Genomic DNA, 25,242 nt, shown 5'->3' on the forward strand with positions numbered 1-25,242 from the left:
GCCACAACGCACCCGCAGCGAACATACGAACCCCAGGGGGCCTGGGGGGGGCTGCGCCCCCAGGCCCCCTGGGGTTCGTATGTTCGCTGCGGGTGCGTTGTGGCTGGTCGCGCAGTTCCCCGCGCCCCTAAATGCCTGCGCCTTCACGCAATGAAGTCAGGGGGGCGTCGCACACGGGCCCCTGACCTCGTAAGGTCGTGTCCGTGTTGGAGGAGATGCGGATACGGTCGCTCGGAGTCATCGACGACGCTGTCGTCGAGTTGTCGCCCGGCTTCACCGCCGTGACGGGTGAGACCGGTGCGGGCAAGACGATGGTGGTCACCAGCCTCGGGCTGCTGCTGGGCGGGCGCGCGGACGCGGCACTCGTGCGGATCGGCGCCAAGAACGCGGTGGTGGAGGGACGGATCACCGTTCCCGAGGGTGCCTCGGCGGTGCTGCGGGCCGAGGAGGCGGGGGCCGAGCTCGACGACGGGGCGCTGTTGATCAGCCGTACCGTGTCCGCCGAAGGGCGTTCCCGGGCGCATCTGGGCGGGCGTTCCGTGCCCGTGGGGGTGCTCGCCGAACTCGCCGACGAGCTTGTCGCCGTACACGGTCAGACCGACCAGCAGGGACTGCTCAAGCTGTCCCGGCAGCGGCAGGCGCTCGACCGGTACGCGGGGGACGCGGTCGCCGTGCCGCTCGCCAAGTACGCGGGCGCCTACCGTCGGCTGCGCGCCATCTCGACCGAGCTGGACGAAATCACCACGCGCGCGCGTGAACGTGTCCAGGAAGCCGACATGCTGCGCTACGGGCTCGACGAGGTCGCGGCCGTGGAGCCGCGGGCGGGCGAGGACGTCGAGCTGGCGGCCGAGGCCGAACGGCTCGGGCACGCGGAGGCGCTGGCCTCCGCCGCCACGGCGGCGCATGCGGCCCTTGCGGGCAACCCCGAGGACCCCGAGGGCATCGACGCCGCCACGCTCGTCGCGGGCGCGCACCGGGCCCTGGAGGCGGTGCGTTCCCATGACTCCGCGCTGGCCGCGCTCGCCGACCGGATCGGGGAGATCGGGATTCTGCTGGGCGATGTGGCGGGGGAGCTGGCGGGGTACGCCGACGATCTCGACGCCGATCCGCTGCGGCTCGCGGCGGTCGAGGAGCGGCGGGCCGCGCTCACCGCACTGACGCGCAAGTACGGCGAGGACGTGAGTGCCGTACTGGCCTGGGCCGAGCAGGGTGCCACGCGGCTGATGGAGTTGGAGGGCGACGACGACAGGATCGGCGAGCTCACCGCCGAGCGGGACGCGTTGCGGGCTGAACTGGGCGGGCTGGCGCAGGCCTTGACGGACGCCCGCGCGGAGGCCGCCGAGCGGTTCGCCGCCGCCGTGACCGCCGAGCTCGCCTCGCTCGCCATGCCGCACGCGCGCGTGTCGTTCGCGATCCGGCAGACGGAGGATCCCGACGGCGTAGAGGTGGGCGGCCGGACGGTCGCGTACGGGCCCGCCGGTGTCGACGAGGTCGAGCTGCTTCTCGCCCCTCACCCGGGGGCGCCGCCGCGGCCCATCGCCAAGGGCGCGTCCGGCGGTGAGCTGTCCCGCGTCATGCTGGCGGTCGAGGTCGTGTTCGCGGGTACGGATCCGGTGCCCACGTACCTCTTCGACGAGGTCGACGCGGGCGTCGGCGGCAAGGCCGCGGTCGAGATCGGCCGCCGTCTCGCCCGCCTCGCCAAGACCGCCCAGGTCGTCGTCGTCACCCATCTTCCCCAGGTCGCCGCCTTCGCCGACCGTCAGCTGCTCGTCGAGAAGACCAACGAGGGCTCGGTCACACGGTCGGGTGTGAAGGCCCTGGAGGGCGAGGACCGTATCCGCGAACTCTCCCGCATGCTGGCGGGCCAGGAGGACTCGGAGACGGCCCGGGCCCATGCGGAGGAGTTGCTGGCGACGGCTCGGGGGGACGTGTAGCTCCGCCGACAGGGGCAGAGACAGGGACGGGGGCAGGGGCGGGGATGGTGGCCGCACGCCGTTCAGCGGGCGGGTCCTGACCCGTTCCGCGGACCCATAGGGTGGTTGGGTGATCACGCGTATGTCGAAGGGTGCCTCGTTCGGTCTCGCCGCCGTGGCCACCCGCGTGGGCGTCGCAGCCCTGCGTTCGAAGCCCCCGGGCGGACGCGAGCGTTGGACGCGGAAGAACTACGCAGGCCGGACCGTCGAGCTGTACGCCGGGCCCGCTGCGGCCGGGGCGGCCGTGCTCGGGACAGGGGGCGTCCATCCCGCCGCGGGGTTCGCGGTGCTCGCGGCCGGGGCGTGCGGGGCGTACGACGACGTGGCCGGTGCAGATGACTCACGTCGGGGATTCCGGGCGCACCTTTCCGCTCTGCGGAGCGGCGAAGTGACCAGCGGGGCGGTCAAGTTGTTCGGGATCTCGGCCGCCGGGCTCGTCGCGGGCGCGCTGCTCAAGGAGCGGCCGGTCGACAAACTGCTGGCGGGAGTGGTGATCGCGGGGACCGCCCACTTCGTCAATCTCCTCGATGTACGCCCGGGGAGGGCCGCAGGAGCCGTGCTCGCGCTGGGGGCGCCCGGGTTGCTGCGGAACGGGCCCGCGGGGGAGTTGTCCGCCGTGGCGATGGGGGCCGCGGCCGCCGTACTCCCCGACGACCTCGGTGAGCGCGCGATGATCGGCGACTCGGGAGCACACGCCCTGGGAGCCACACTCGGCGCGGCCATCGCCGTCGGCAACGGCCGCGCGGGTCTTCTCGCGCACGCCGCGGCTCTCGTGGCCGCGGCCGTGTACGGCGACGAAGTCAGCAACGCCGCACGCTCGTTGGGGCACGCGCAGGAGGCGTGAACACACGCAGGAGGCGTGAACCGGGACCGGGCGCGAGGGGGCGGGCCCGGGGCGCGCGAACCGGACTTCGGACAACCTCGGTCCCTCACTCGTGTGGGTGACCACCCCCGTCACATCCTCCCCACCTCGCCGCCGCACCGACCCTCCCGTGGTCCGCAACCCCCGCTCGCCCTGGCATCCTTAGGTGTGGGACGACGCGCGGTACACCCCAACGGCGCGTTTCCAGAGCGCGTTCCTCTGTACGTTTCTTCGTGACCGCCCGACGCCGAACCAGGAGCCCCGGCCACGTGACCCCCGTGAGCAGCCAGTCGTCGCACGGACAGTCGTCGCTGCGTACCGTGCAGGTGCTCGGTGGTGGCAGTGCGGGCAGCAGCACGCATGTGCGGTCGTTGGCTTCGGGGCTTGTCGCACGAGGCGTGCGGGTCACCGTGTGCGCGCCGGCCGCGGCGGACCGGACGTACGACTTCAGCGGTGTGGGGGCCCAGCATGTGCACGTGCCGCGGCGCAGTGACCCGGCAGCCGTGGCCGCGCTGCGGGCGGCCTGCGCGGACGCCGATCTCGTGCATGCGCATGGCCTTCATGCCGCGATGAGGGCGGCGATGGCGCTCAGTGGGCGGCGCGTTCCGTTCGTCGTGACCTGGCACAGCCGCTCGCACGCCGAGGGCGCGCGGGCGCATCTGCTGCGCCTGCTGGAGCGGCGGGTCGCGAGGGCCGCGTCGGTGGTCCTCGGGTCCTCGTCCGACCTCGTGGACCGGGCCCGTCGCAGTGGGGCGCGGGACGCGCGGCTCGCCGCGGTCGCGTTTCCGGGTCCGCGGCCCCCTGCCGACGGCGGCGAGGACCCTGACCGGCTGGGGCCGAAGGCCCGGGCCGAACTCGGCTCCACGGACCGGCCGTTGCTCATGGCCGTCGGCTCCCTGGAGCGGTACCGGGGGTACGACACGTTGCTGGACGCCACGCGCGCGTGGCGGCGGCTCGACCCCATGCCGTTGCTCGTGATCGCCGGTGAAGGGCCGCTGCGCGGGGAACTCCAGCGGCGTATCGAGGACGAAGGGCTGCCCGTCCGTCTCGTCGGCAGGCGTGACGACATCGGCGAGCTGCTGACGGCCGCCGATCTCGCCCTGCTGCCCGGCGGCGGGGAATCGCGCTCCGTGCTCGCCCAGGAAGCCCTCCACGCGCGCGTGCCGCTCGTCGCCGCCGCAGCGGGCGGGATCCCCGAACTGGTCGGCGACGCCGCCGAACTCGTCCCGCACGGCGACGCGGAAGCGCTCGCCGAAGCCGTCGTACGCCTTCTCGGGAATCCGGAACGGCGCGCGGCCCTGAAGGACAAGGGCACGCTCCAGACCGCCTCCTGGCCGACCGAGGACGAGACGGTCGCCCAAGTCCTCAGCGTCTACGACGAGTTGACGAAGCCGATGCCCTTGCCCTAGGCCTGTTGCCAGGCCTGGCGCACTACGCCACCAGCCTGCGTGCCCGCAGCGCCAGGCTCAAGGCCAGCACCGTCTGGGGGTCTTCCAGGTCCGTCCCCAGCAACTCCCCGATCCGGGCGAGGCGGTTGTAGAGCGTCTGGCGGTTGAGGTGCAGCTCGCGTGCCGTCTCCGCCTTGCGGCCGGCGTGGGCCAGGTACGTCTCCAGGGTGGGCAGGAGCGGTGGCTTGGAGCGGTTGTCGTGGGCCCGGAGGGGGCCGATCGCGCGGTCCACGAAGGCGGCCAGGTCGGGGTGGTCCCGCAGGCGCCACAGCAGCAGGTCGATGTCCAGGCGCCGGGCGTCGTACCAGGGACGGTCGGACAGCCCCTGCGCAGCCGTCGCCGTCTCGGCCGCGTGCCGCAGACCCGCCGACGCGGCCGCCCAGCCTCCGGCCACGCCGACCACCACGACCGGCGGCGGCGCCCCGGGCCGCAGCATGCCCGCGCGGTCCACCCCGGCCCGCAGCGCAGCCGCCACCCGGTCCGCGACGGCCGGGCGTTCGGACTCCGCGCGCAGGCCCAGCAGGAGCGGTACGCGGCCCTCCACGGGCCGTACGCCCACCAGGACCGGCATGCCCACCGAGGCCAGCTCCTCGGCGACCGCGCGCGCCAGGACGGCCCAGCCTCCCCCTTCGGGGGACAAACCGTCGGCCAGCCGCATCACCACCGGCAGCAGCGTGCTGTCGCCCGGCTTGAAGCCGAGCACGCGGGCCTGCGCGGGCGCGTCCTCGGCCGTGACGCGGCCCTCGGCGAGGTCGGTGAGGAAGTCGCCGCGGCCGCGCGCCGCCAGCTCCTCCTCCTGGCGGGCCTGCATCAGCACCACGGCGAGGATGCCCGCGGCCCGCTCCGCCGCCATCCGGTGCACGGGCGCGAGCGGAGCGCCGACGGGCAGGAGCACCAGCCGCGCCCGGACCGAGCCGGTGCCGGGGACGCCGCCAGGTCCGCCGCCGGGCACGTCGACGAGGACCGTCCCCGCAGGCGGCTCGTCCTTGTGCCGGCCGCGCAGGCCTTCCCACACCTGGAGCGGATCCGCTCCGGCCTGCCCGGCCCCGGCGGCGTACAGAAGCTGCCCGTCCGCCGTCTCCAGGAACACCGGGTTGCCGCTGAAGTCGGCCAGAATGCCGAGGACTTGAGGGATCCCGCCCCCGCCGAGCAGCGCCTCCGTGCAGCGTCGGTGCACCTCCTCGGCCCGCTGGAGCAGCGCGTAGTGGCCGTTGACGATCTCGGTGTGCACCTCCTCCGTGACCGCCACGAACGGCACCTCGCGGTGCAGCTGGACCAGCGGCAGACCGGCCGCGCGCGCCGTGTCGACGAGCGCCGCGGGCAGCCGTGTGAAGCGCGGACCGAGCTCCACGACGAGCGCCGCGATCCCGCGCTCGGCGAGGGTACGGACGAAGGCCCGCTGCTCGGCCGGGCGGGTTCCGAGCCCGTACCCCGTGGTCAGGAGCAGCTCGCCGCCCTTGAGCAGCGAGGCGATGTGCGGCACCTCACCCGCGTGCACCCAGCGCACGGTGCGCTCCAGCCGGTCGGCGCCCGCCAGGACCTCCGGGAGCCCACCGCGCAGCCCGGGCAGCTCCAGGGCCCGCCGCACGGTGATGCCGCCACCCTGCGCGTCCGGCGTGTCGTTACCGCTGTCCATGAGGCGGACGCTACCGGCGCACGCGGTCCGGCGACATGCGATCAGCCGCCGTACGCCCCCGAAGCCGTCAGCCGCAGTGCCGTGTCGATCAAGGGCACGTGACTGAACGCCTGCGGGAAGTTCCCGACCTGCCGCTGGAGGCGCGGGTCCCACTCCTCCGCGAGCAGCCCCAGGTCGTTGCGCAGGGCGAGCAGCTTCTCGAAGAGCTTGCGGGCCTCGTCCACGCGGCCGATCATCGCCAGGTCGTCCGCCATCCAGAACGAGCAGGCGAGGAACGCGCCCTCGTCGCCCTCCAGGCCGTCCACGCCCGCGTCCTCACCGGCGGTGGGGTAGCGCAGGATGAAACCGTCCGCGGTCGACAGCTCCCGCTGGATGGCCTCGATCGTGCCGATCACCCGCTTGTCGTCGGGCGGCAGGAAACCCATCTGCGGGATCAGCAGCAGCGAGGCGTCCAGCTCCTTGGAGCCGTACGACTGCGTGAAGGTGTTGCGCTCCTTGTCGTAACCCTTCTCACACACGTCCCGGTGGATGTCGTCGCGCAGCTCGCGCCACTTCTCCAGCGGACCGTCCGCGTCACCGGACTCGATGAGCTTTATGGTGCGGTCGACGGCGACCCAGGCCATCACCTTGGAGTGCACGAAGTGCCGGCGCGGCCCCCGCACCTCCCAGATGCCCTCGTCCGGCTGGTCCCAGTGGTCCTCCAGGTACCGGATCAGCTTGAGCTGCAGCAGAGCCGCGTAGTCGCTGCGGGCAAGACCCGTCATGTGCGCCAGGTGCAGGGCCTCGGTGACCTCGCCGTACACATCCAGCTGGAGCTGGTGAGCGGCGCCGTTCCCGACGCGTACGGGTGCCGAGTCCTCGTACCCGGGCAGCCAGTCGAGCTCCGCCTCGCCCAGCTCCCGCTCGCCCGCGATGCCGTACATGATCTGCAGGTTCTCGGGGTCGCCCGCGACCGCGCGCAGCAGCCACTCGCGCCAGGCGCGCGCCTCCTCGCGGTAGCCGGTGCGCAGCAGAGAGGAGAGGGTGATGGCCGCGTCGCGCAGCCAGGTGTAGCGGTAGTCCCAGTTGCGGACGCCGCCGATCTCCTCCGGGAGCGAGGTCGTGGGCGCGGCGACGATGCCGCCCGTCGGCGCGTACGTCAGCGCCTTCAGGGTGATCAGGGAGCGGACCACGGCCTCACGGTAGGGCCCGTGGTACGTGCACTGCTCCACCCACTCGCGCCAGAAGTCCTCGGTGGCCTCCAGGGCCTGCTCCGGCTCGGGCAGCGCGGGCGGCTCCTTGTGCGAGGGCTGCCAGGAGATGGTGAACGCGATCCGGTCGCCCGGCGCCACCGTGAAGTCCGCGTACGTGGTCAGCGACTTGCCGTAGGTCTCGGCCGTCGTGTCGAACCACACGGAGTCGGGCCCGGCCACGGCCACCGTCCGCCCCTCGTGCTTGTGCACCCAGGGCACGACACGGCCGTACGAGAAACGCATCCGCAGCGCGGAGCGCATCGGCACCCGGCCCGAGACGCCCTCGACGATGCGCACCAGCTGGGGTGCGCCGTCACGAGGGGGCATGAAATCGGTCACACGGACCGTTCCACGTGGGGTATCCCACTCGGATTCGAGGACCAGGGAGTCGCCGCGGTAGCCGCGGCGGACCGCTCTGGGCGGTTCGGCGTCCGCCGAGTGGGCCGGGCCGAGGCGCCAGAAGCCGTGCTCCTCGGTGCCGAGCAGTCCGGCGAAGACGGCGTGGGAGTCGAAGCGGGGCAGGCACAGCCAGTCCACCGTGCCGTCCCTGCAGACCAGCGCAGCGGTCTGCATGTCTCCGATAAGTGCGTAGTCTTCGATGCGCCCGGCCACGTGCATCTCCAGTCGAACGGCCACGTCGCCCCCCGAGGGGCGGTTGCTCTTTGCGGTCAAGGGAACGTGTCATTACACGTCGTTGCGTAACGTCAATGGTCGCAGTGATTGTCGTTGCGGAACGAACTGACGAGCTCTTTGTCCGGGAATACGGGCGGGGTGGTGCCGTTGTTCGGCCGGGCTCGGCAGCGATCGTCCGAGCAGGATACGACGCACGCTGATGATCCGCGCGCCCCTCCCCGCAACCCGCGTGCGCCGGACGAGTGAGCACCACTGGCCCGTGTCGATCCGTGTACGGAGCGTGGCCGGAAGCGGCCTCGTCCTGTCGCTGATACCCTGGTAGCCCGTGGACCGGTGGGCGCCCCCGAAGCAAAAACTGACGCGAGGGGTCCCCCGAACCGCAGCGACGGCACCTCCCGAAATGCCCGGGTCAGGCAGCCGGCCCGCACTCCGAACCGCGACCACGGGAGCCCCCTCTTGGCCATGCCGCCCGCCGCTTTCAGAAGCAGCACAGCCACGACGACCAAGCACATCTTCGTCACCGGGGGTGTCGCCTCCTCCCTCGGCAAGGGCCTGACCGCGTCCAGCCTGGGCGCGTTGCTCAAGGCGCGGGGTCTGCGGGTCACGATGCAGAAGCTCGACCCGTATCTGAACGTCGACCCGGGCACCATGAACCCGTTCCAGCACGGTGAGGTGTTCGTCACCAACGACGGCGCCGAGACGGACCTGGACATCGGCCACTACGAGCGTTTCCTCGACGTGGACCTGGACGGCTCCGCCAACATCACCACCGGCCAGGTGTACTCGACGGTCATCGCCAAGGAGCGGCGCGGCGAGTACCTGGGCGACACCGTGCAGGTCATCCCGCACATCACGAACGAGATCAAGCACCGCATCCGGCGCATGGCCACGGACGACGTCGACGTCGTGATCACGGAGGTCGGCGGCACGGTCGGCGACATCGAGTCGCTGCCGTTCCTGGAGACCGTCCGCCAGGTCCGACACGAGGTCGGCCGCGACAACGTCTTCGTCGTCCATATCTCGCTCCTTCCCTACATCGGTCCGTCGGGAGAGCTGAAGACGAAGCCGACCCAGCACTCGGTTGCGGCTTTGCGCAATATCGGTATTCAGCCGGACGCGATCGTGCTGCGCGCCGACCGCGATGTGCCCACCGCGATCAAGCGCAAGATCTCGCTGATGTGCGACGTCGACGAGGCGGCCGTGGTCGCCGCCATCGACGCCAAGTCGATCTACGACATCCCCAAGGTGCTGCACACCGAGGGCCTGGACGCGTACGTCGTCCGCAAGCTGGACCTCGCCTTCCGCGACGTGGACTGGACGATCTGGGACGACCTGCTCGACCGGGTCCACAACCCCCGGCACGAGATCAACCTCGCGCTGGTCGGCAAGTACATCGACCTGCCCGACGCCTATCTGTCCGTGACCGAGGCGCTGCGTGCGGGCGGCTTCGCCAACAAGGCGCGCGTGAAGATCAAGTGGGTCACCTCGGACGACTGCAAGACCCCGGCGGGTGCGGCGGAGCAGCTCTCCGACGTCGACGCGATCTGCATCCCCGGCGGCTTCGGCGACCGCGGTGTCTCCGGCAAGGTCGGCGCCATCCAGTACGCCCGCGAGAACAAGATCCCGCTCCTCGGCCTGTGTCTCGGCCTGCAGTGCATCGTGATCGAGGCCGCGCGCAATCTCGCCGACATCGCGGACGCCAACTCCACGGAGTTCGACGCCGCGACCGGCCACCCGGTCATCTCCACCATGGCCGAGCAGCTCGACATCGTCGCCGGCGAGGGCGACATGGGCGGCACGATGCGCCTGGGCATGTACCCGGCCAAGCTCGCCGAGGGCTCGCTCGTCCGTGAGGTGTACGGCGGCAAGGAGTACGTCGAGGAGCGCCACCGCCACCGCTACGAGGTGAACAACTCCTACCGCACCGAGCTGGAGAAGAAGGCCGGTCTGCTGTTCTCCGGCACGTCTCCGGACGGCAAGCTCGTGGAGTACCTGGAGTACCCGCGCGAGGTTCACCCTTACCTGGTCGCGACCCAGGCGCACCCCGAGCTGCGCTCGCGCCCGACGCGTCCGCACCCGTTGTTCGCGGGCCTGGTCAAGGCCGCGGTGGAGCGGAAGACGGGCAAGTAACACAAGGTTGTACCGTTGCCGGGGTGCGCATCTTTTGAGGTGCGTGCCCCGGTTTTTATGTGTACGTGGGAGGACAAGTCGACATGACCATCAAGGACACCCCCGAGGAGTGGGAGGTCAGGGCGACCGAGACCCCGTTCACGGGGAACAAGACCTCCGTACGCACGGACGACGTGGTCATGCCCGGCGGGACGGTCGTCCGCCGCGACTATCAGGTCCACCCCGGTTCGGTGGCGGTCCTCGCCCTCGACGACCAGGGCCGTGTCCTGGTCATCCGCCAGTACCGGCACCCCGTACGCCAGAAGCTGTGGGAGATCCCCGCCGGACTGCTCGACATCCCCGGCGAGAACCCGCTGACCGCCGCCCAGCGCGAGCTCTACGAAGAGGCCCACATCAAGGCCGAGGACTGGCGTGTGCTCACCGACGTGTACACGACGCCGGGCGGCTGCGACGAGGCCGTACGGATCTTCCTCGCCCGCGATCTGTCCGAGGCCGAGGGACAGCGCTTCGAGGTCGAGGACGAAGAGGCCGACATGGAGCTCTCGCGGGTCCCGGTCGAGGAGCTCGTCCGTGGTGTGCTCGCCGGTGAGCTGCACAACAACTGCCTTGTCGTGGGCGTCCTTTCGCTGGTCGCGGCCCAGAACGGCGAGGGCCTCGACGCGCTGCGCCCCGCCGAGGCGCCGTGGCCTGCGCGGCCGTTCGAGGTGTGAGCCCCACCTAGGCGCTCCGCTGGAGAACGGTGATGAATCTGCGGGCCGGTGGGGGCTGGTCGCGCCCACGCGGCGGAGCCGCATATCGACACCGCCCCGCGCCCCTTACGGGGCGCCGCGGTACCGCACCGGGCTTAAGTAAGGCCGCTGCCGCCGATGTGACGATCGGCTGATCCGATCGGGGGACGTGTCCGCCGTGGTCCGCCGGGATCGTCGCAGAGCGTGAACTAGGCTCTGAAGGCGCCCGTCCGGACTCCCGGCGGGCTTGCGCGTGCGGTGGGACGGGAGTGTGGCCCGTGACGGATCAGGCGGTGGACACGGACGGTACGAAGGTGCCGGCCAAGGAGCAGCGCCCGGCTGCCGCGTCCTCCCCCACTCCCGACTTCGCCCGAGCGGAGGGACTCCGGCCCACGAAGAGTACGAAGCGTCAGTTCCTCGGCCGCGCAAGAGAGTTGAAGGAACTCCGGGCCGATATCGAGCGCGCCGGTCTGGACACTCTCTCGGGCCGCAAGGCGCCACGCGCGCGTGTGCTGCTCATCGCGGGCAAGCCCGGCTACGGCCGTACGGCGCTCGCCGAAGAGCTCGTACGGCAGGTCGCGGACAGTTACCCCGACGGTGTGCTGCGCGCCCGGCTCACCGAACCCGACGGCACACCGGTACCCACCGAGCGCACCGCCCGCGACCTGCTCGCCGCCCTGGAGCTGACCGCACCGCCCGGAGCCGCCGAGGACGACCTCGCCGAGGCGCTGCGTGAGGCTCTCGCCACCCGCAGGACGCTGCTCCTGCTCGACGACGCGGCGGACGCGGAACAGGTCGACGTACTCCTCCCCGAAACCCCCGAGTGCCTGGTCGTCGCCGTGTCCGGCGGGCCCCTGACCGGGATCTCCGACGTACGCCCGTGCACCCTCGGGGGCCTGGACACCAAGTCCGGCGTCGAACTCCTCGGCCCGTACACCGGCTCGGTGCGCATCACCGTCGACCCGCGCGCCGCCGAAGAACTAGTCGAGGCCTGCGCCGGCCAGCCCGCCGCCCTCATGCTCGCCGGCGGCTGGCTTGCGCACCGGCCGAAGGCAGCCGTCGCCGACCTCGCCAAGCAGCTGCGCACGGAGGGTGACGAAGGCCCGGCACTCGCCCGCGTCTTCCGCCTCGTGTACGCCGGACTGCCCTCGGCCCGCGCACGGATGCTGCGCCTGCTCTCGCTCGCGCCCGCGGGCCTCGTCGACCCGCACACCGCGTCCGCGCTGGCCGGCTGCTCGGTGGGCGCGGCCCAGAGCACCCTCGACGACTTCGCCGCGCTCGGCCTCGTACGGCCCGTCGAGTCGCCGCTGCCGCAGTACGAGGTGCCCGGCTGTCTGCTGCCGCTGCTGCGCTCGCTCACCGAGAGTGAGGACCGCCCGGCCGAGCTGCAGCTGGCCCGCGCCCGGATGCTGGAGCGGACCGTGCGGCTGCTGGCGTCCTGCCGCGCGATCACCGAGACCGACAGTTCGCCCGCCCGCGAGAAGCTCGCCGGGATGCCCCGCGCCCTGCGCTTTCCGAACCCCCGCGCGGCCGCTGACTGGCTGCGCATCCGGCAGCCCGCGCTGCTGGCCTCCGCCCGGCTCGCGGTCGCGGACGGGGAACTGGACACGCTGGCCCGCCGCCTGATGGCCGCGCTGGTGCGGGCGATGGTCGCCCACTTCGGTACGCGGGCGGCGGCGCCCGAGTTGTACGGCATCCACCGGCTTGTCCTCGACGTCGCCGAGCGGCGGAACCTGCCCCGCGAGAGGGCCGCCGCGCTGCTGAACCTCGCGGACCTGGACGCCCAGACCGGGCGTACGAGCGAGGCGCTTGCCCGCTACCGCGCCGCGCTCGACGCCGGACGGGAAGCCCGCGATCCGTATGCGACCGGCCGCGCGATGGAATCCGTGGGCGGTGCCCACCAGGAACTGGGGGACTACGACCGGGCCGCCGACTGGTACGGGCGGGCGCTCGCGCAGAGGCTCGCGCGCGACGAGCGCGTGGACGCGGCCCGGCTGCACGGCCGCATCGCCACCGCGCACACCTACGCGGGCCGCTACGGCGAGGCGCTGCGCAGCTGGCGCTCGGCGGTCACCGGCCACCGCAGGAACGGCGATGTGGCGGGCCAGGCAAGGGCGTTGAGCGAGATGGCACGGGTGCAGGAGTACGCGGGCCGTCTCGAGGAGTCGCTGCACATCTGCCAGGAGGCGGTCGAGTGGGCGCGCCGCGCCGAGGACGTACGGCTGCGGGCCGCGCTGCAGCTCCGGCTCGCCGACACCCTGGAGCGGCTCGGCGACCCCGCGGCCGCCCGGCTGCACCGCGGCGCGGCCGAGCGCATGCTGGGAGACGAGCTCCCGGAGGACGTGTCCGCCAGGGAACACGACGCTAACGCCTACGAAATCCGTAGTACATCCGCAGAAGATTGAAGCATTGAAAGGCTAGACACGGGGAATCCCTTCATTAGACTGGCTCCACTGCGTTCTTTCGCGGTGTCTTCCGGTGTGCTCCCGTGCATCCGGGTATGTCTGGCATCGTCCGGGCATGCGTTACCCCACAACCCCTGAGCCAAGGACCGTGATCGACGTGAAGGTCGGCATCCCCCGCGAGGTCAAGAACAACGAGTTCCGGGTGGCCATCACCCCCGCCGGTGTGCACGAGCTGGTGCGCCACGGCCACGAGGTCGTCATCGAGCAGGGCGCCGGCGTCGGCTCCTCGATCACGGACGACGAGTTCGTCGCCGCCGGTGCGCAGATCCTCGGCACCGCGGACGAGGTGTGGGCCTCCGCCGACCTGCTGCTGAAGGTCAAGGAGCCGATCGCCGAGGAGTACCACCGCCTCCGCAAGGACCAGATCCTCTTCACGTATCTGCACCTGGCCGCGTCCAAGGAGTGCACGGACGCGCTCCTGGAGTCCGGCGCCACGGCGATCGCGTACGAGACGGTCGAGCTGCCCGGCCGGGCGCTGCCGCTGCTCGCGCCGATGTCCGAGGTCGCGGGCCGCCTCGCCCCGCAGGTCGGCGCCTACCACCTGATGCGCGCCAACGGCGGCCGCGGTGTGCTGCCGGGCGGTGTCCCGGGCGTACTGGCCGGCCGGGCCGTCGTCATCGGCGGCGGTGTCTCCGGCTGGAACGCCGCGCAGATCGCCATCGGCATGGGTTTCCACGTGACCCTGCTCGACAAGGACATCAACAAGCTCAAGGAGGCGGACAAGGTCTTCGGTACGAAGATCCAGACCGTCGTCTCCAACGCCTTCGAACTCGAGAAGGCCTGCCTGGACGCCGACCTCGTCATCGGTGCCGTCCTCATCCCGGGCGCCAAGGCGCCGAAGCTGGTGACCAACGAGCTCGTCTCGCGGATGAAGCCGGGAAGTGTTCTTGTCGACATCGCGATTGATCAAGGCGGTTGCTTCGAGGACTCGCGTCCGACGACCCACGCCGAGCCGACCTTCCCGGTCCACAACTCGGTCTTCTACTGCGTTGCCAACATGCCCGGCGCGGTGCCGAACACGTCGACGTACGCGCTCACCAACGCCACGCTCCCGTACATCGTGGAGCTCGCGAACCGTGGCTGGGTCGAGGCGCTGCGCCGCGATCCCGCACTCGCCAAGGGCCTCAACACCCATGACGGCAAGGTGGTTTACCGCGAGGTCGCAGAGGCGCACGGCCTCGCGCACACGGAGCTGGAGGCCCTGCTCGGCTGACCCTGTCGGCCCATCTCTCCGCCGACAAAAGGCGATACGTCAACACGAGTCGTCAACGACGCGCACCCGGCCGGACCTTGCGGGGCAAGGCCCGGCCGCATGTGTGTCGAGTCACTTTGCGAGACTCGCTCAACTCGCCTCGAACGTAACCCTTCAACCGTTTCGCACACCCGTGAAACCTGCCGTGCGACGCCCTTACGCCCTTGACAGAGGGGTGTTCCGTTGCCGACACATCGGGCCGGGTCCGGCGGATTGTGTTGCTGCGGACCGGTGACACGCCATAGAGTCGCCAACCGTCGGCATGGTGCCACGCTGACCTATCTAGAAGTTTCCTGGTCACCAAGGAGGTAAGACGACTTGTGAATGAGTCGACATTTACTCCCGGGGGTGGTCAACCAGGAATGCCTGCGCAGGGCCCGAGGCCCACGGGGCTCGAGGCTGTCGGCTCCGTAGCGGTGCGCACCTTCGCAGCCCACCAGAGTCCGCGCATGACTCAGACAGTCCACCAGAGCATGGATGGCCATCACGTGAACGCCATGGCCGGCAACGGAAGTGGCGAGAACCGCACCCACTTCGCCGACTACGACGACCTGCCCGAGGGGCACTTCTACGACCCCGACGCCGAATACGAGCCCGATCCGGAGTACGCGGCCACGCTCGCGCCCGACGCGGCCCGGCAGCGTCGTGAGCGCATCGGCCCGACCGGGCGTCCGCTGCCGTACTTCCCGATTCCGGGCCCGCTGACCGATCACGGACCCGCGAAGATCATCGCGATGTGCAACCAGAAGGGCGGCGTCGGCAAGACGACGTCGACCATCAACCTGGGCGCCGCGCTCGCGGAGTACGGACGCCGGGTCCTGCTCGTCGACTTCGACCCGCAGGGCGCGCTCTCGGTCGGCCTCGGCGTCAATCCGATGGAGCTCGACCTCACCGTCTACAACCTGCTCATGGAGCGGGGCATGGCGGCCGACGAGGTCCTCCTGAAGACCGCGGTCCCGAACATGGACCTGCTGCCCAGCAATATCGACCTGTCGGCCGCCGAGGTGCAGCTCGTCTCCGAGGTCGCGCGCGAGTCCACGCTGCAGCGGGCGCTGAAGCCGCTGATGGCCGACTACGACTACATCGTGATCGACTGCCAGCCCTCGCTCGGCCTGCTCACCGTGAACGCCCTGACGGCCGCCCACAAGGTGATCGTGCCGCTGGAGTGCGAGTTCTTCGCCCTCCGTGGTGTCGCGCTGCTCACCGAGACCATCGAGAAGGTCCAGGAGCGGCTCAACCCCGAGCTGGAGCTCGACGGCATCCTCGCCACGATGTACGACTCGCGCACGGTGCACAGCCGCGAGGTGCTCGCGCGTGTCGTCGAGGCCTTCGACGATCACGTCTACCACACGGTCATCGGGCGCACGGTCCGCTTCCCGGAGACCACGGTCGCCGGTGAGCCGATCACCACGTACGCCTCCAACTCCGTCGGTGCCGCCGCCTATCGCCAGCTCGCCAGGGAGGTGCTCGCCCGGTGTCACGCCGAGTGAGTCTGCCGGGGGCCGACGAACTGTTCCGTACGACAGGGGGAATGGCGCTGCAGTCGTCCAGCCCCAGGCGCCAGGCCAACGGTGAGGCCCGGGTGCCGGCTCCGGCGGGCGAGGGCGATGCGGCTGCCTCCGGCTCTGGATCCGGTTCCGGGTCCGGGGAGGACGCGCCACAAGCCGTGCCCGCGCAGGGCGGGGACGGTGAAGGGGCCGAGCACGTGGCCGCGGACTCCGAGTCCGCCGATGCCGGGGAGTCCCGTAGTCGCGCCGCGGGCGCGGAGCGCTCCGCGCGACGGCAGGGGGCGCAGGAAGGTTCTGCCGCCGCCCAGCCACGCAAGCGCGGCCGTGCTGCCGCGCGGCGGCCCAGCGGGCGTGAGCGGCACGACGAGAAGATCACGGTGTACGTGTCCGCCGAGGAGCTCATGGATCTCGAGCACGCCCGGCTGGTACTGCGCGGGGAGCATGGGCTCGCGGTGGATCGCGGGCGGATTGTGCGTGAGGCTGTCGCCGTTGTGCTCGCGGATCTTGAGTCGCGGGGAGATGCCAGCATCCTCGTACGGCGGTTGCGTGGGCGGTAGCGGTAGCCTTCGGGCCTGATGTCCCCCTCGAACGACGCCTCTGCCTCCGGCTCTGCCGGTCGTCGGCGTGCGCTGGGGCGCGGGCCCGGGGCCGCGCCGCCGCCCGTGCCTCCGGCTGAGGTCGAGGCACCTGTGCCTCCGGCCCCGGTCGAGCCGCCTGCGGCGGAGTCCGCACCGCCTGCGGCGGGGAGCGAGTCGCCGGGCGGGGACGGTCCTTCGACTGCGGACCGCGGGGCGCCCGCTGCCGGGCCCGAAGGGCACGCCGGCGTGGATGAGGACGACGCACCGCCCGCTGCTGAGGCCGCGGAAGGCGTCGGCGGGGGTAGCGACGCACCCCCCGCTGCCCGGCCGGAGGCGTCTGCCGACTCCGAGGCTCTCGCCGCGCCCGCGTCCAGGGCGGCATCGCTGCGGCCCGCGCCCGGCGCTGCCGAAGCCGCCGAATCCGGAGCGGCCACCGTGTCTGCCGGTCCCACGGAAGCCGGCGGGTTCGCCGAGCCTGCCGCCGGCGTGAAGGCGGCCGGTGCCGCCGAGCGTGCCGATGCCGCCGAGCGTGTGGGTGCCGCCGAAGCCACCGCGTCGGCCGCGTCCGGTGAGCCAGGCGAACCTGCCGCGTCGGCTGAGGCAGTCGCGTCCGCCGATCCCGCCGATCCCGCCCAGGCCGCCGCGTCTGGCGTATCTGGTGAGGCAGTTGCACCTGGCGAGCTTGCTGAACCTCTCGGGGCCACTGAGTCCGTGCCGTCCACCGATCCCGTTGACGCTGCCGCGTCTGGCGTATTCGCTGAGGCAGTTGTGCCTGGCGAGCTTGCTGAGCCTCTCGGGCCCGCTGAGTCGGTCGCGTCCGCCGATCCTCTTGAAGCCGCCGCGTCTGGCGTATTCGCTGACGCAGCTGCTCCTGGCGAGCTTGCTGAGCCTTTCGGGCCCGCTGAGGCCGCTGGACCCGCCGATCCCGCCGCAGCCTCCGCGCACGCCCCGTCCGGCGAACCCGCTGAACCCTTCGCGCCTGACGCGCCTGCCGCGTCCACCGGTCACGCTGAACCCTTCGCGCCTGACGCGCCTGCCGCGTCCACCGGTCACGCTGAATCCTCCGCGCCTGACGCGCCTGCCGCGTCCACCGGTCACGCCGAACCCGGCGCGCCCGCTGAGGCCGCCGCGTCGGGTGAAGCCGCCGAGCCCGATGACGGCATCTTCAAAGTGCGGCTTGTGAACTTTGAAGGGCCCTTTGATCTGTTGCTTCAGTTGATCTCGAAGCACAAGTTGGACGTGACCGAGGTGGCGCTCTCCAAGGTCACCGATGAGTTCATGGCGCATATCCGGGGCATGGGGCCGGACTGGGATCTTGATCAGACGACCGAGTTTCTTGTGGTGGCCGCCACGCTGCTCGACCTCAAGGCCGCTCGGCTGCTGCCGTCCGCCGAGGTGGAGGACGAAGCGGATCTGGCTCTGCTCGAAGCGCGGGATCTGCTGTTCGCGCGGCTGTTGCAGTACCGCGCGTACAAACAGATCGCCGAGATCTTCAGCGGGCGTCTCGAGGAGGAGGCCCGCCGGTATCCCCGTACCGTCGGACTGGAGCCGCATCACGCCGAGTTGTTGCCCGAGGTCGTCATCCGTATCGGCCCGGAGGGATTCGCGAAGCTCGCTGTGAAGGCGATGCAGCCCAAGCCCAAGCCGCAGGTGTACGTCGACCACATCCACGCCCCGCTGGTGAGCGTGCAGGAGCAGGCGGGGATCGTCGTGGCAAGGCTCAGGGAACTCGGTGAGGCCCCGTTCCGCGTGCTGGTCGAGGACACCGACGACACACTGACCGTCGTGGCCCGGTTCCTGGCCCTGCTGGAGCTGTACCGCGAGAAGGCCGTCGCGCTCGACCAGGAGGAGGCGCTGGGGGAGCTGCTGGTGCGCTGGACCGGCGGGGAGGGCGATGAGACGCCCACGGTCACGGACGAGTTCGACAGGCCCCCGGAGCCGCCCCCCGAGGAAGCCAAGGAGGAGAAGGTGTGAGCGAGGACACCACCGAGGCCCCGGCAGGGCTGCGCAGCGTCGCGGACCTCGACCTCAGGCCCGCCCTGGAGGCCGTACTCATGGTCGTGGACGAGCCCGCGACCGAGGAGCACCTTGCCAAGATCCTGGAGCGGCCGCGGCGGCAGATCGCGGACGCGCTGCGCGCGCTGGCCGACGAGTACACCGTCCAGGGGCGCGGCTTCGAGCTGCGGCTCGTCGCGGGCGGCTGGCGGTTCTACACCCGGCCCGAGTACGCGGCAGCCGTCGAGCGCTTCGCCCTGGACGGGCAGCAGGCCCGGCTCACACAGGCGGCTCTGGAGACGCTCGCGGTCGTGGCGTACCGCCAGCCGGTCAGCCGTTCCCGCGTCTCGGCCGTACGAGGAGTGAACTGCGACGGCGTGATGCGCACCCTTCTCCAGCGCGGTCTGGTCGAGGAGGCGGGCACGGAACCCGAAACAGGTGCGATCCTGTACAGGACGACGAACTACTTCCTGGAGCGGATGGGCCTGCGCGGCCTGGACGAGCTTCCGGAGCTCGCGCCCTTCCTCCCCGAGGCGGAGGCGATCGAGGCCGAGACGCAGGAAGGCGTACCGTCGTTCGATCCGGATGCACCGGACCCCGATGACGACACGACGACGGAACTTTGATGCGAAGCAGCGGCAGCGGCAAGAGTGGCGGGCGCGGTAACTACCGCGGCGCCGGCAACAGCAGGGACCAGAAGCAGGGGCAGGAGCAGGGCCGCCCTCGCAAGCCCCGCCCCGAGGAGCGCCGCTACGACGTGGGCCCGGACGCCAGCAAGGAGGGCCCCAAGTCCGGGCGCGGCAGCTCCGCGCGCGGCGGGGCCAAGGGCGCTCCGAAGAAGGGACAGCAGGGCGGCGGGCGCGGTCGTACGGCCCCCGCGCGCTCTCGCGAGTTCGAGACGCGGGTCGAGGAGCGCAACCGCGACCGGTACGCGGAGAAGAAGGACGTCAAGCCCCCGAAGACCTTCCCGGGCGCCGAGCAGGAGGGCGAGCGGCTGCAGAAGGTCCTCGCGCGCGCGGGATACGGTTCGCGGCGCGCCTGCGAGGAGCTGATCGAGCAGGCCCGGGTCGAGGTCAACGGCGAGATCGTGCTCGAGCAGGGGCTGCGCGTCGACCCGGAGAAGGACGAGATCAAGGTCGACGGGCTGACGGTCGCGACGCAGGCGTACCAGTTCTTCGCGCTGAACAAGCCCGCCGGTGTCGTCTCGACGATGGAGGACCCGGAGGGGCGCCAGTGCCTCGGCGACTACGTCACCAACCGTGAGACGCGGCTCTTCCACGTGGGACGGCTCGACACCGAGACCGAGGGCGTCATCCTGCTCACCAACCACGGCGAGCTGGCCAACCGGCTGACCCACCCCAAGTACGGCGTCAAGAAGACCTACCTCGCGCACATCGTGGGCCCGATCCCGCGCGACCTGGGCAAGCAACTCAAGGACGGCATCCAGCTGGAGGACGGGTACGCGCGCGCGGACCACTTCCGCGTCGTCCAGCAGACCGGCAAGAACTACCTCGTAGAGGTCACTCTCCACGAAGGCCGTAAGCACATCGTGCGCCGCATGCTCGCCGAGGCCGGCTTCCCCGTCGACAAGCTCGTGCGCGTCGCCTTCGGGCCGATCACGCTCGGCGACCAGAAGTCGGGCTGGCTGCGCCGCCTGTCGAACACGGAGGTCGGGATGCTGATGCGCGAGGTCGACCTGTAGGTCCCCCTGTACTCGCCCTGTACTCGCCGCGTGCGACGGCCGGTTCCGGAATTCGTCCGGGACCGGCCGATGCGTTTTCGCCGCTCCGCCGGTCTGTACCCGTGAATGAAGGGAGCGGGTTATGGCTGTGACGACGGATCGCGACGAGTTCGTACGGCTGACGGGGATGTACCGGCGCGAACTGCTGGCGCACTGCTACCGGATACTCGGGTCGGTCGACGACGCCGAGGACCTGGTGCAGGAGACGTATCTGCGGGCCTGGCGGTCGTACGACGGATACGAGGGCCGCGCTTCCTTGCGGACCTGGCTCTACCGGATCGCCACCAATACGTGCCTGACGGCGCTGGAGGGTCGTGAACGACGTCCGCTGCCTTCCGGGCTCGGCGGGCCGGGAGACGCGCCTGAGGAGCCGTTGAGGCCCCCTCCGACGGACATCCCGTGGCTCCAGCCCGTGCCCGACACGCTCGTCGACCCGGCGAGCGTCGTCGCGGCGCGCGGCAGCCTGCGGCTCGCGCTCGTCGCCGCGCTGCAGAACCTGCCCGCGCGGCAGCGGACCGTGCTCATCCTCAGGGACGTGCTCGCCTGGCGGGCGCCCGAGGTGGCCGCCCTGCTCGGGATGTCGACGGCGGCCGTGAAAAGCAGCCTCCAACGCGCGCGTGCCCGGCTCGACGAAGTGGCGCCGGACGAGGACCTGCTTGCGGAGCCGGACAGCACGGGCGACCGTGACCTGCTCGACCGGTACGTGGCGGCCTTCGAGCACGCCGACATGGACGCGCTGCTCGGGCTGCTCCAGGAAGGCGTCGAGCTGGAGATGCCGCCCTACCTGGAGTGGTTCAGCGGGAGGAAGGACGTCATGCGGTTCCTGGAGGCGCTCGAGCACGAGAAGGGATATCTGCGTATGGTCCCCACGCGGGCGAACGGGCAGCCGGCCGTGGTGGCGTACAAGCGCGGTGCGGACGAGATGTACCGGGCGCACTCCGTGCAGGTGCTCACCGTCGAGGACAGGGAGATCACGCGGATCACCGTCTTCCTGGAAGAGCGGCTGGCCGGGCTCTTCGGGATGCCCGAGGTGCTGTCATGAACTCCGGGGAGCTGCTGGAGCGTTCGCTCGCGTACGCGCTGGGGAGTGTCGCCGCCGTGGCACCAGGGAGTCTGCGGCGGGCCACGCCGTGCGCGCGGTGGGACCTGGAGGAGTTGCTCCACCATCTCGACGACGGCCTCGACGCACTGCACGAGGGGCTGACGGGCGGGCGGATCGGGCTCTTCCCGGATGCGGGGGGCCGCGCGGATCCCGCGTGCGACTTCCGGCGGCGTGCCTGCGCGCTGCTCGGCGCCTGGGTGGCCCTGTCGCCCGGGGAGGGGCGCTCTGTGACCGTGGGAGACCGGCCGCTGGACGTCCGTGTGATGGCCGCCACCGGCGCCGTCGAGATCGCCGTGCACGGCTGGGACGTGGCGCAGGCCTGCGGCCGGCCGCGGCCGATTCCGTCCGCGCTCGCGGCCGAGCTGCTGTCCGTGGCGCGATGCGTGGTCGCGGACGGGGACCGGGGAGTGCGCTTCGCCGAGCCGGTGGGCGTGCTGCCCCGGGCCGGTGCCTCCGACCGGCTCGTCGCGTTCCTCGGACGCGATTCCTTTTCGGGGCGGGGCCGGTCTGCCTTCCGTGAGTGACTCTCACGGAAGGGCTTATTTCTCATGGCTGACATTGCAGAAACCCTGCTCGCCCCCACCCGCAAGCCACCCGGTGCCGCGCCTCCACGGCGCGTCTGGACGGTGGTCCTCGCCGGGCTGGGGGCGCTCCTGTGCGCGCTGGACGTGGTGGTCGTCGCCACCGCGCTGCCCGCGCTGCAGGCCGACTTCGGGGCGAGCCTGTCCCAGCTGGAATGGACGATCAACGCGTACAACCTCGTCTTCGCCTGTCTGACCCTGACGGGCGCGGCGCTCGGCGACCGGTTCGGGCGGCGGCGGATGTACGTCGTCGGGCTCGCCGTCTTCACCCTGGCCTCCGCCTGGGCCGCGCTCGCCGGCGGCGCCGGGGCGCTGATCGCCGCACGGGCGGTCCAGGGCGCCGGAGCGGCCGTACTCCTGCCTCTCACGCTGACGTTGATCAGCGAGGCGTTCCCGGCCGAGAAGCGGGGTGTGGCGATCGGCCTGTGGGGTGGTGTGAGTGGGCTCGGGGTGGCCGCCGGGCCGGTCCTCGGCGGGGCTGTCACGGATGGTCTGTCCTGGCAGTGGATCTTCTGGCTGAACGTGCCCCTGGGCCTTGTGATGCTTCCGCTCGCCGCGATGAAGCTGCGCGAGAGTTACGGCCCGCGGCCCCAACTCGACATCATCGGGCTGGTGTTGGCGGCCGTGGGCCTGACCGGGCTCGCCTGGGCACCGGTGCGGGCGCCGGAGGCCGGCTGGGGGAGCGTCGAGGTGCTGGGCGCCCTGGCCGCCGGGATCGTGTTCGTGGCGGCCTTCCTCGGCTGGGAGAAGTCGGGGGCGCGGTACCCGATGCTGCCGCTCGAGCACTTCCGGCGGCGTGGCTTCTCCACCGCCAACGGCGCCGTCTTCCTGATGTTCATGTCACTGCTCGGCGCGCTGTTCATGATCTCGCAGCTCTTCCAGGTCGGCCTGGGCAACACCCCGCTGGAGGCGGGCCTGCGGATTCTGGTGTGGACCGGTACGCCACTGCTCGTCGCGCCGGTCGCGGGCGCGCTCGCGGACCGGTTCGGGAACCGGCCCTTCATGCTGACGGGCCTCGCCCTCCAGGCCGTGGGACTCGGGCTGATGGCCTGGCAGGTGGAACCCGGGGTCGGCTACGACCGCCTGGTCGCGCCGCTGATCATCGCCGGAATCGGCATCTCCATGGTCTTCCCCACCGTCGCGAACGCCGTGAGCGCGTCGGTGCCGCCCGCTGATGTGGGCGTCGCGTCGGGCGTCAACAACGCGCTGCGCGAGCTGGGCGGGGTCTTCGGAGTCGCCGTCGCCGCGGCCGTGTTCGTCGGGTACGGGAGCTACGACTCGGCGGAGACCTTCATCGACGGATGCGCCCCCGCGCTGTGGGTCTCGGCGGCGGTCTCGGCCGCCGGCGCGGTGGTGGCATCGCTCGCACCGTCGAAGCACGGGAGTTGAGGTCATGCACGCGAGCTGAGGGGTTGCCACAGCTCGCTCACCCCTTTATAGTCCAAGTGACTATTAAGGAGGTAGGCGGGCATGACACCAGCAGCGGGCACCGCACCCGAGGGCTACGACAAGTACGCCTTCGAACCCTTCGCCGTCACCGTCGATCTCGCGGTGTTCACGATCCGGGCGGCCGCACTCCAGGTGCTGCTGATCGAGCGCGGACAGGAACCGTACGCGGGCCGCTGGGCACTGCCCGGCGGCTTCGTCCTGCCCGACGAGTCCGCGGAGACGGCCGCCCGGCGCGAACTCGCCGAGGAGACCGGCCTGTCGGACGTCTCCGGGCTGCACCTGGAGCAGCTGCGGACGTACAGCGAGCCGGACCGCGACCCCCGGATGCGGGTCGTCTCCGTCGCGTACACCGCGCTGCTGCCCGACGCTCCGGAGCCCCACGGCGGCGGAGACGCGGCACGCGCCCAATGGCTGCCGTACGACGGGCTCGGACCGCTCGCCTTCGACCACGAACGGATCCTCGCCGATGCCCACGACCGGGTCGGCGCCAAGCTCGAGTACACCTGTCTCGCCACGGCCTTCTGCCCGCCCGAGTTCACGCTCGGGGAGCTCCATCAGGTCTACGAGACGGTGTGGGGCACCGCGCTGGACCGGCCCAACTTCCGGCGCAAGGTCCTCACCACGCCCGGCTTCGTCGAACCGATCCCCGGCGCCGCGCGCCTGACCGGCGGCCGGGGCAAACCCGCTGCGCTGTACCGCGCGGGCACGGCCACCACCCTCCACCCACCTCTGCTCCGACCGTCCCGGGAAGGACACCCCGCATGACCACCACCGTCAGGAAGCAAGCCGCCACCGGAGCCCTCACCGGTCTCGCCCTCGGGGACGCGCTCGGCTTCCCGACCGAGTTCAACGACGTGCCGTCGATCCTCGCCAAATTCGGGCCGTGGCGGGAGATGGAGCTGCCGACGCCGGCGATCGTCACCGACGACACACAGATGACGCTGGCGTTGGGGCGGGGGCTCAGGACGGCGATGGACCGCGGAGTGCTCGAACCCGAGGGGATGGCCGAGGCCGTACGGCAGGAGTTCATCGCCTGGAACCGCTCTCCGGAGAACAACCGGGCTCCGGGCAACACCTGCATCAGGGCCTGCGGTCTGCTGGAGCGCGCGGACCGGCCCTGGCAGGAGGCCAGCCAGATCCACTCCAAGGGCTGCGGCGCCAACATGCGCGTCGCGCCCATCGGCCTTGTCCCCGGCCTGAGCGACGAACAGCGCGCGGGCGCCGCCCAGTTGCAGTCCGCGCTCACGCACGGCCACCCCACGGCGCTGGCCGCGTCCGAACTGACCGCGCACGCGGTACGGCTGCTCGCGGAGGGCACCGAGCCGACCGGGCTCGTCGGACTGCTGCGCTCGTACGCGTACGAGAACCGCACCCAGTACCACGACCGCTGGCTCGGCGACCTCTGGACCCGAAGCCAGGACCCGACACCCGCGGACTTCATCGCGCGGGGCTGGGACGAGTGCCTGGAGATCCTGGACCGGCTTCAGACAGCCCTGCGCTCGCCCTCACCGGAGACGGACCCGTGCCTGGCCACCGGCGAGGGCTGGATCGCCGAAGAGGCCCTCGCCACCGGCCTGCTCTGCTTCCTTCTCTTCCTCGACGAACCCCTCACGGCACTACGCCGAGCGGCCTGCACCTCGGGCGACTCCGACTCGATCGCCTGCCTGGCGGGCGCGTTCGCCGGGGCGTACATCGGGGCGGACGCATGGCCCACGGAGTGGGCCGACAGGATCGAGTACCGGGGTGACCTCATGACCCTGGGAGCACTCTGGGACTCCTGAGCCGGTTGCCTCCGGCGGTTGGGCGGTTTGGGTTCGTTTTCGGGTGCGGGTCCGTTGTGGCTGGTCGCGCAGTTCCCCGCGCCCCTGAAAAGCAAAAGCCTGCGCCTGCCCGTACCCCGAAAAGGCCCGCACCCCCAACTACCCGCTC

Annotated in this window: 19 protein-coding genes; 17 read left to right on the plus strand and 2 right to left on the minus strand. The window is 71.4% G+C overall.

Annotation, left to right across the window (positions count from 1 at the left end; translation table 11 throughout):
• Positions 1-215 precede the first annotated feature (215 nt).
• The 3 genes from recN (at position 216) to G5C60_RS35245 (ending at position 4,244) form a co-directional block, all read left to right on the plus strand.
• Positions 216-1,934, plus strand: coding sequence for a DNA repair protein RecN (gene recN / locus G5C60_RS35235; RefSeq protein WP_165265476.1), 1,719 nt, complete (start codon positions 216-218; stop codon positions 1,932-1,934).
• Positions 1,935-2,055: 121 nt separating this feature from the next.
• Positions 2,056-2,817, plus strand: coding sequence for a hypothetical protein (locus G5C60_RS35240; RefSeq protein WP_165265478.1), 762 nt, complete (start codon positions 2,056-2,058; stop codon positions 2,815-2,817).
• 287 nt (positions 2,818-3,104) lie between these two features.
• Positions 3,105-4,244: a glycosyltransferase gene (locus G5C60_RS35245; RefSeq protein WP_165265446.1), complete on the plus strand. Its 1,140-nt coding sequence runs from the start codon at positions 3,105-3,107 to the stop codon at positions 4,242-4,244.
• Between the two features lie 22 nt (positions 4,245-4,266).
• Here the strand turns inward: G5C60_RS35245 and G5C60_RS35250 are convergent, their stop codons facing one another.
• Both G5C60_RS35250 and G5C60_RS35255 read right to left on the minus strand, forming a co-directional pair.
• On the minus strand, positions 4,267-5,919 hold the full coding sequence (locus G5C60_RS35250; protein ID WP_165265448.1) for a PucR family transcriptional regulator: 1,653 nt from the start codon (positions 5,917-5,919) through the stop codon (positions 4,267-4,269).
• A gap of 41 nt (positions 5,920-5,960) precedes the next feature.
• Positions 5,961-7,769: a glycoside hydrolase family 15 protein gene (locus G5C60_RS35255; RefSeq protein WP_165265480.1), complete on the minus strand. Its 1,809-nt coding sequence runs from the start codon at positions 7,767-7,769 to the stop codon at positions 5,961-5,963.
• 477 nt (positions 7,770-8,246) lie between these two features.
• Here G5C60_RS35255 and G5C60_RS35260 point away from each other — a divergent pair, with 477 nt between their 5' ends.
• The 14 genes from G5C60_RS35260 to G5C60_RS35325 all read left to right on the plus strand — a co-directional run bounded on the left by G5C60_RS35260 (position 8,247) and on the right by G5C60_RS35325 (position 25,094).
• Positions 8,247-9,914, plus strand: coding sequence for a CTP synthase (locus G5C60_RS35260; protein ID WP_165265450.1), 1,668 nt, complete (start codon positions 8,247-8,249; stop codon positions 9,912-9,914).
• An 83-nt stretch (positions 9,915-9,997) separates the two neighbouring features.
• Positions 9,998-10,624, plus strand: coding sequence for an NUDIX domain-containing protein (locus G5C60_RS35265; RefSeq protein WP_165265452.1), 627 nt, complete (start codon positions 9,998-10,000; stop codon positions 10,622-10,624).
• Between the two features lie 296 nt (positions 10,625-10,920).
• A complete protein-coding gene (locus G5C60_RS35270) occupies positions 10,921-13,047 on the plus strand; it encodes a tetratricopeptide repeat protein (protein WP_165265454.1) in 2,127 nt (708 codons plus the stop codon).
• A gap of 148 nt (positions 13,048-13,195) precedes the next feature.
• On the plus strand, positions 13,196-14,320 hold the full coding sequence (gene ald / locus G5C60_RS35275; protein ID WP_338146026.1) for an alanine dehydrogenase: 1,125 nt from the start codon (positions 13,196-13,198) through the stop codon (positions 14,318-14,320).
• 401 nt (positions 14,321-14,721) lie between these two features.
• Complete coding sequence (locus tag G5C60_RS35280) at positions 14,722-15,849, plus strand: ParA family protein (protein ID WP_165265456.1); 1,128 nt, start codon at positions 14,722-14,724, stop codon at positions 15,847-15,849.
• Positions 15,834-16,424 carry a hypothetical protein gene (locus tag G5C60_RS35285; protein ID WP_165265458.1) on the plus strand — a complete coding sequence of 197 codons (591 nt, stop codon included), beginning with the start codon at positions 15,834-15,836 and terminating at the stop codon, positions 16,422-16,424. Before G5C60_RS35280 ends, G5C60_RS35285 begins: the two co-directional genes overlap by 16 nt.
• Positions 16,425-17,156: 732 nt before the next feature.
• A complete protein-coding gene (locus tag G5C60_RS35290) occupies positions 17,157-18,419 on the plus strand; it encodes a segregation and condensation protein A (protein ID WP_420907441.1) in 1,263 nt (420 codons plus the stop codon).
• Complete coding sequence (gene scpB, locus G5C60_RS35295; RefSeq protein WP_165265462.1) at positions 18,416-19,066, plus strand: SMC-Scp complex subunit ScpB; 651 nt, start codon at positions 18,416-18,418, stop codon at positions 19,064-19,066. Before G5C60_RS35290 ends, scpB begins: the two co-directional genes overlap by 4 nt.
• Positions 19,066-20,142 (plus strand): pseudouridine synthase, encoded by a 1,077-nt coding sequence (locus G5C60_RS35300; RefSeq protein WP_165265464.1) that lies wholly within the window; start codon positions 19,066-19,068, stop codon positions 20,140-20,142. Before scpB ends, G5C60_RS35300 begins: the two co-directional genes overlap by 1 nt.
• A 121-nt stretch (positions 20,143-20,263) precedes the next feature.
• Positions 20,264-21,223 carry a sigma-70 family RNA polymerase sigma factor gene (locus G5C60_RS35305; protein ID WP_165265466.1) on the plus strand — a complete coding sequence of 320 codons (960 nt, stop codon included), beginning with the start codon at positions 20,264-20,266 and terminating at the stop codon, positions 21,221-21,223.
• A complete protein-coding gene (locus G5C60_RS35310) occupies positions 21,220-21,807 on the plus strand; it encodes a TIGR03086 family metal-binding protein (RefSeq protein ID WP_165265468.1) in 588 nt (195 codons plus the stop codon). The genes G5C60_RS35305 and G5C60_RS35310 overlap by 4 nt, the downstream gene beginning before the upstream one ends.
• Before the next feature lie 24 nt (positions 21,808-21,831).
• Complete coding sequence (locus G5C60_RS35315; RefSeq protein ID WP_165265470.1) at positions 21,832-23,253, plus strand: MFS transporter; 1,422 nt, start codon at positions 21,832-21,834, stop codon at positions 23,251-23,253.
• An 81-nt stretch (positions 23,254-23,334) separates the two neighbouring features.
• On the plus strand, positions 23,335-24,078 hold the full coding sequence (locus G5C60_RS35320; protein WP_165265472.1) for an NUDIX hydrolase: 744 nt from the start codon (positions 23,335-23,337) through the stop codon (positions 24,076-24,078).
• On the plus strand, positions 24,075-25,094 hold the full coding sequence (locus G5C60_RS35325) for an ADP-ribosylglycohydrolase family protein (RefSeq protein WP_165265474.1): 1,020 nt from the start codon (positions 24,075-24,077) through the stop codon (positions 25,092-25,094). The genes G5C60_RS35320 and G5C60_RS35325 overlap by 4 nt, the downstream gene beginning before the upstream one ends.
• The last annotated feature ends 148 nt before the right edge of the window (positions 25,095-25,242 follow it).

It is taken from the genome of Streptomyces scabichelini, from assembly GCF_011045015.1.
GTDB lineage: Bacteria > Actinomycetota > Actinomycetes > Streptomycetales > Streptomycetaceae > Streptomyces > Streptomyces scabichelini.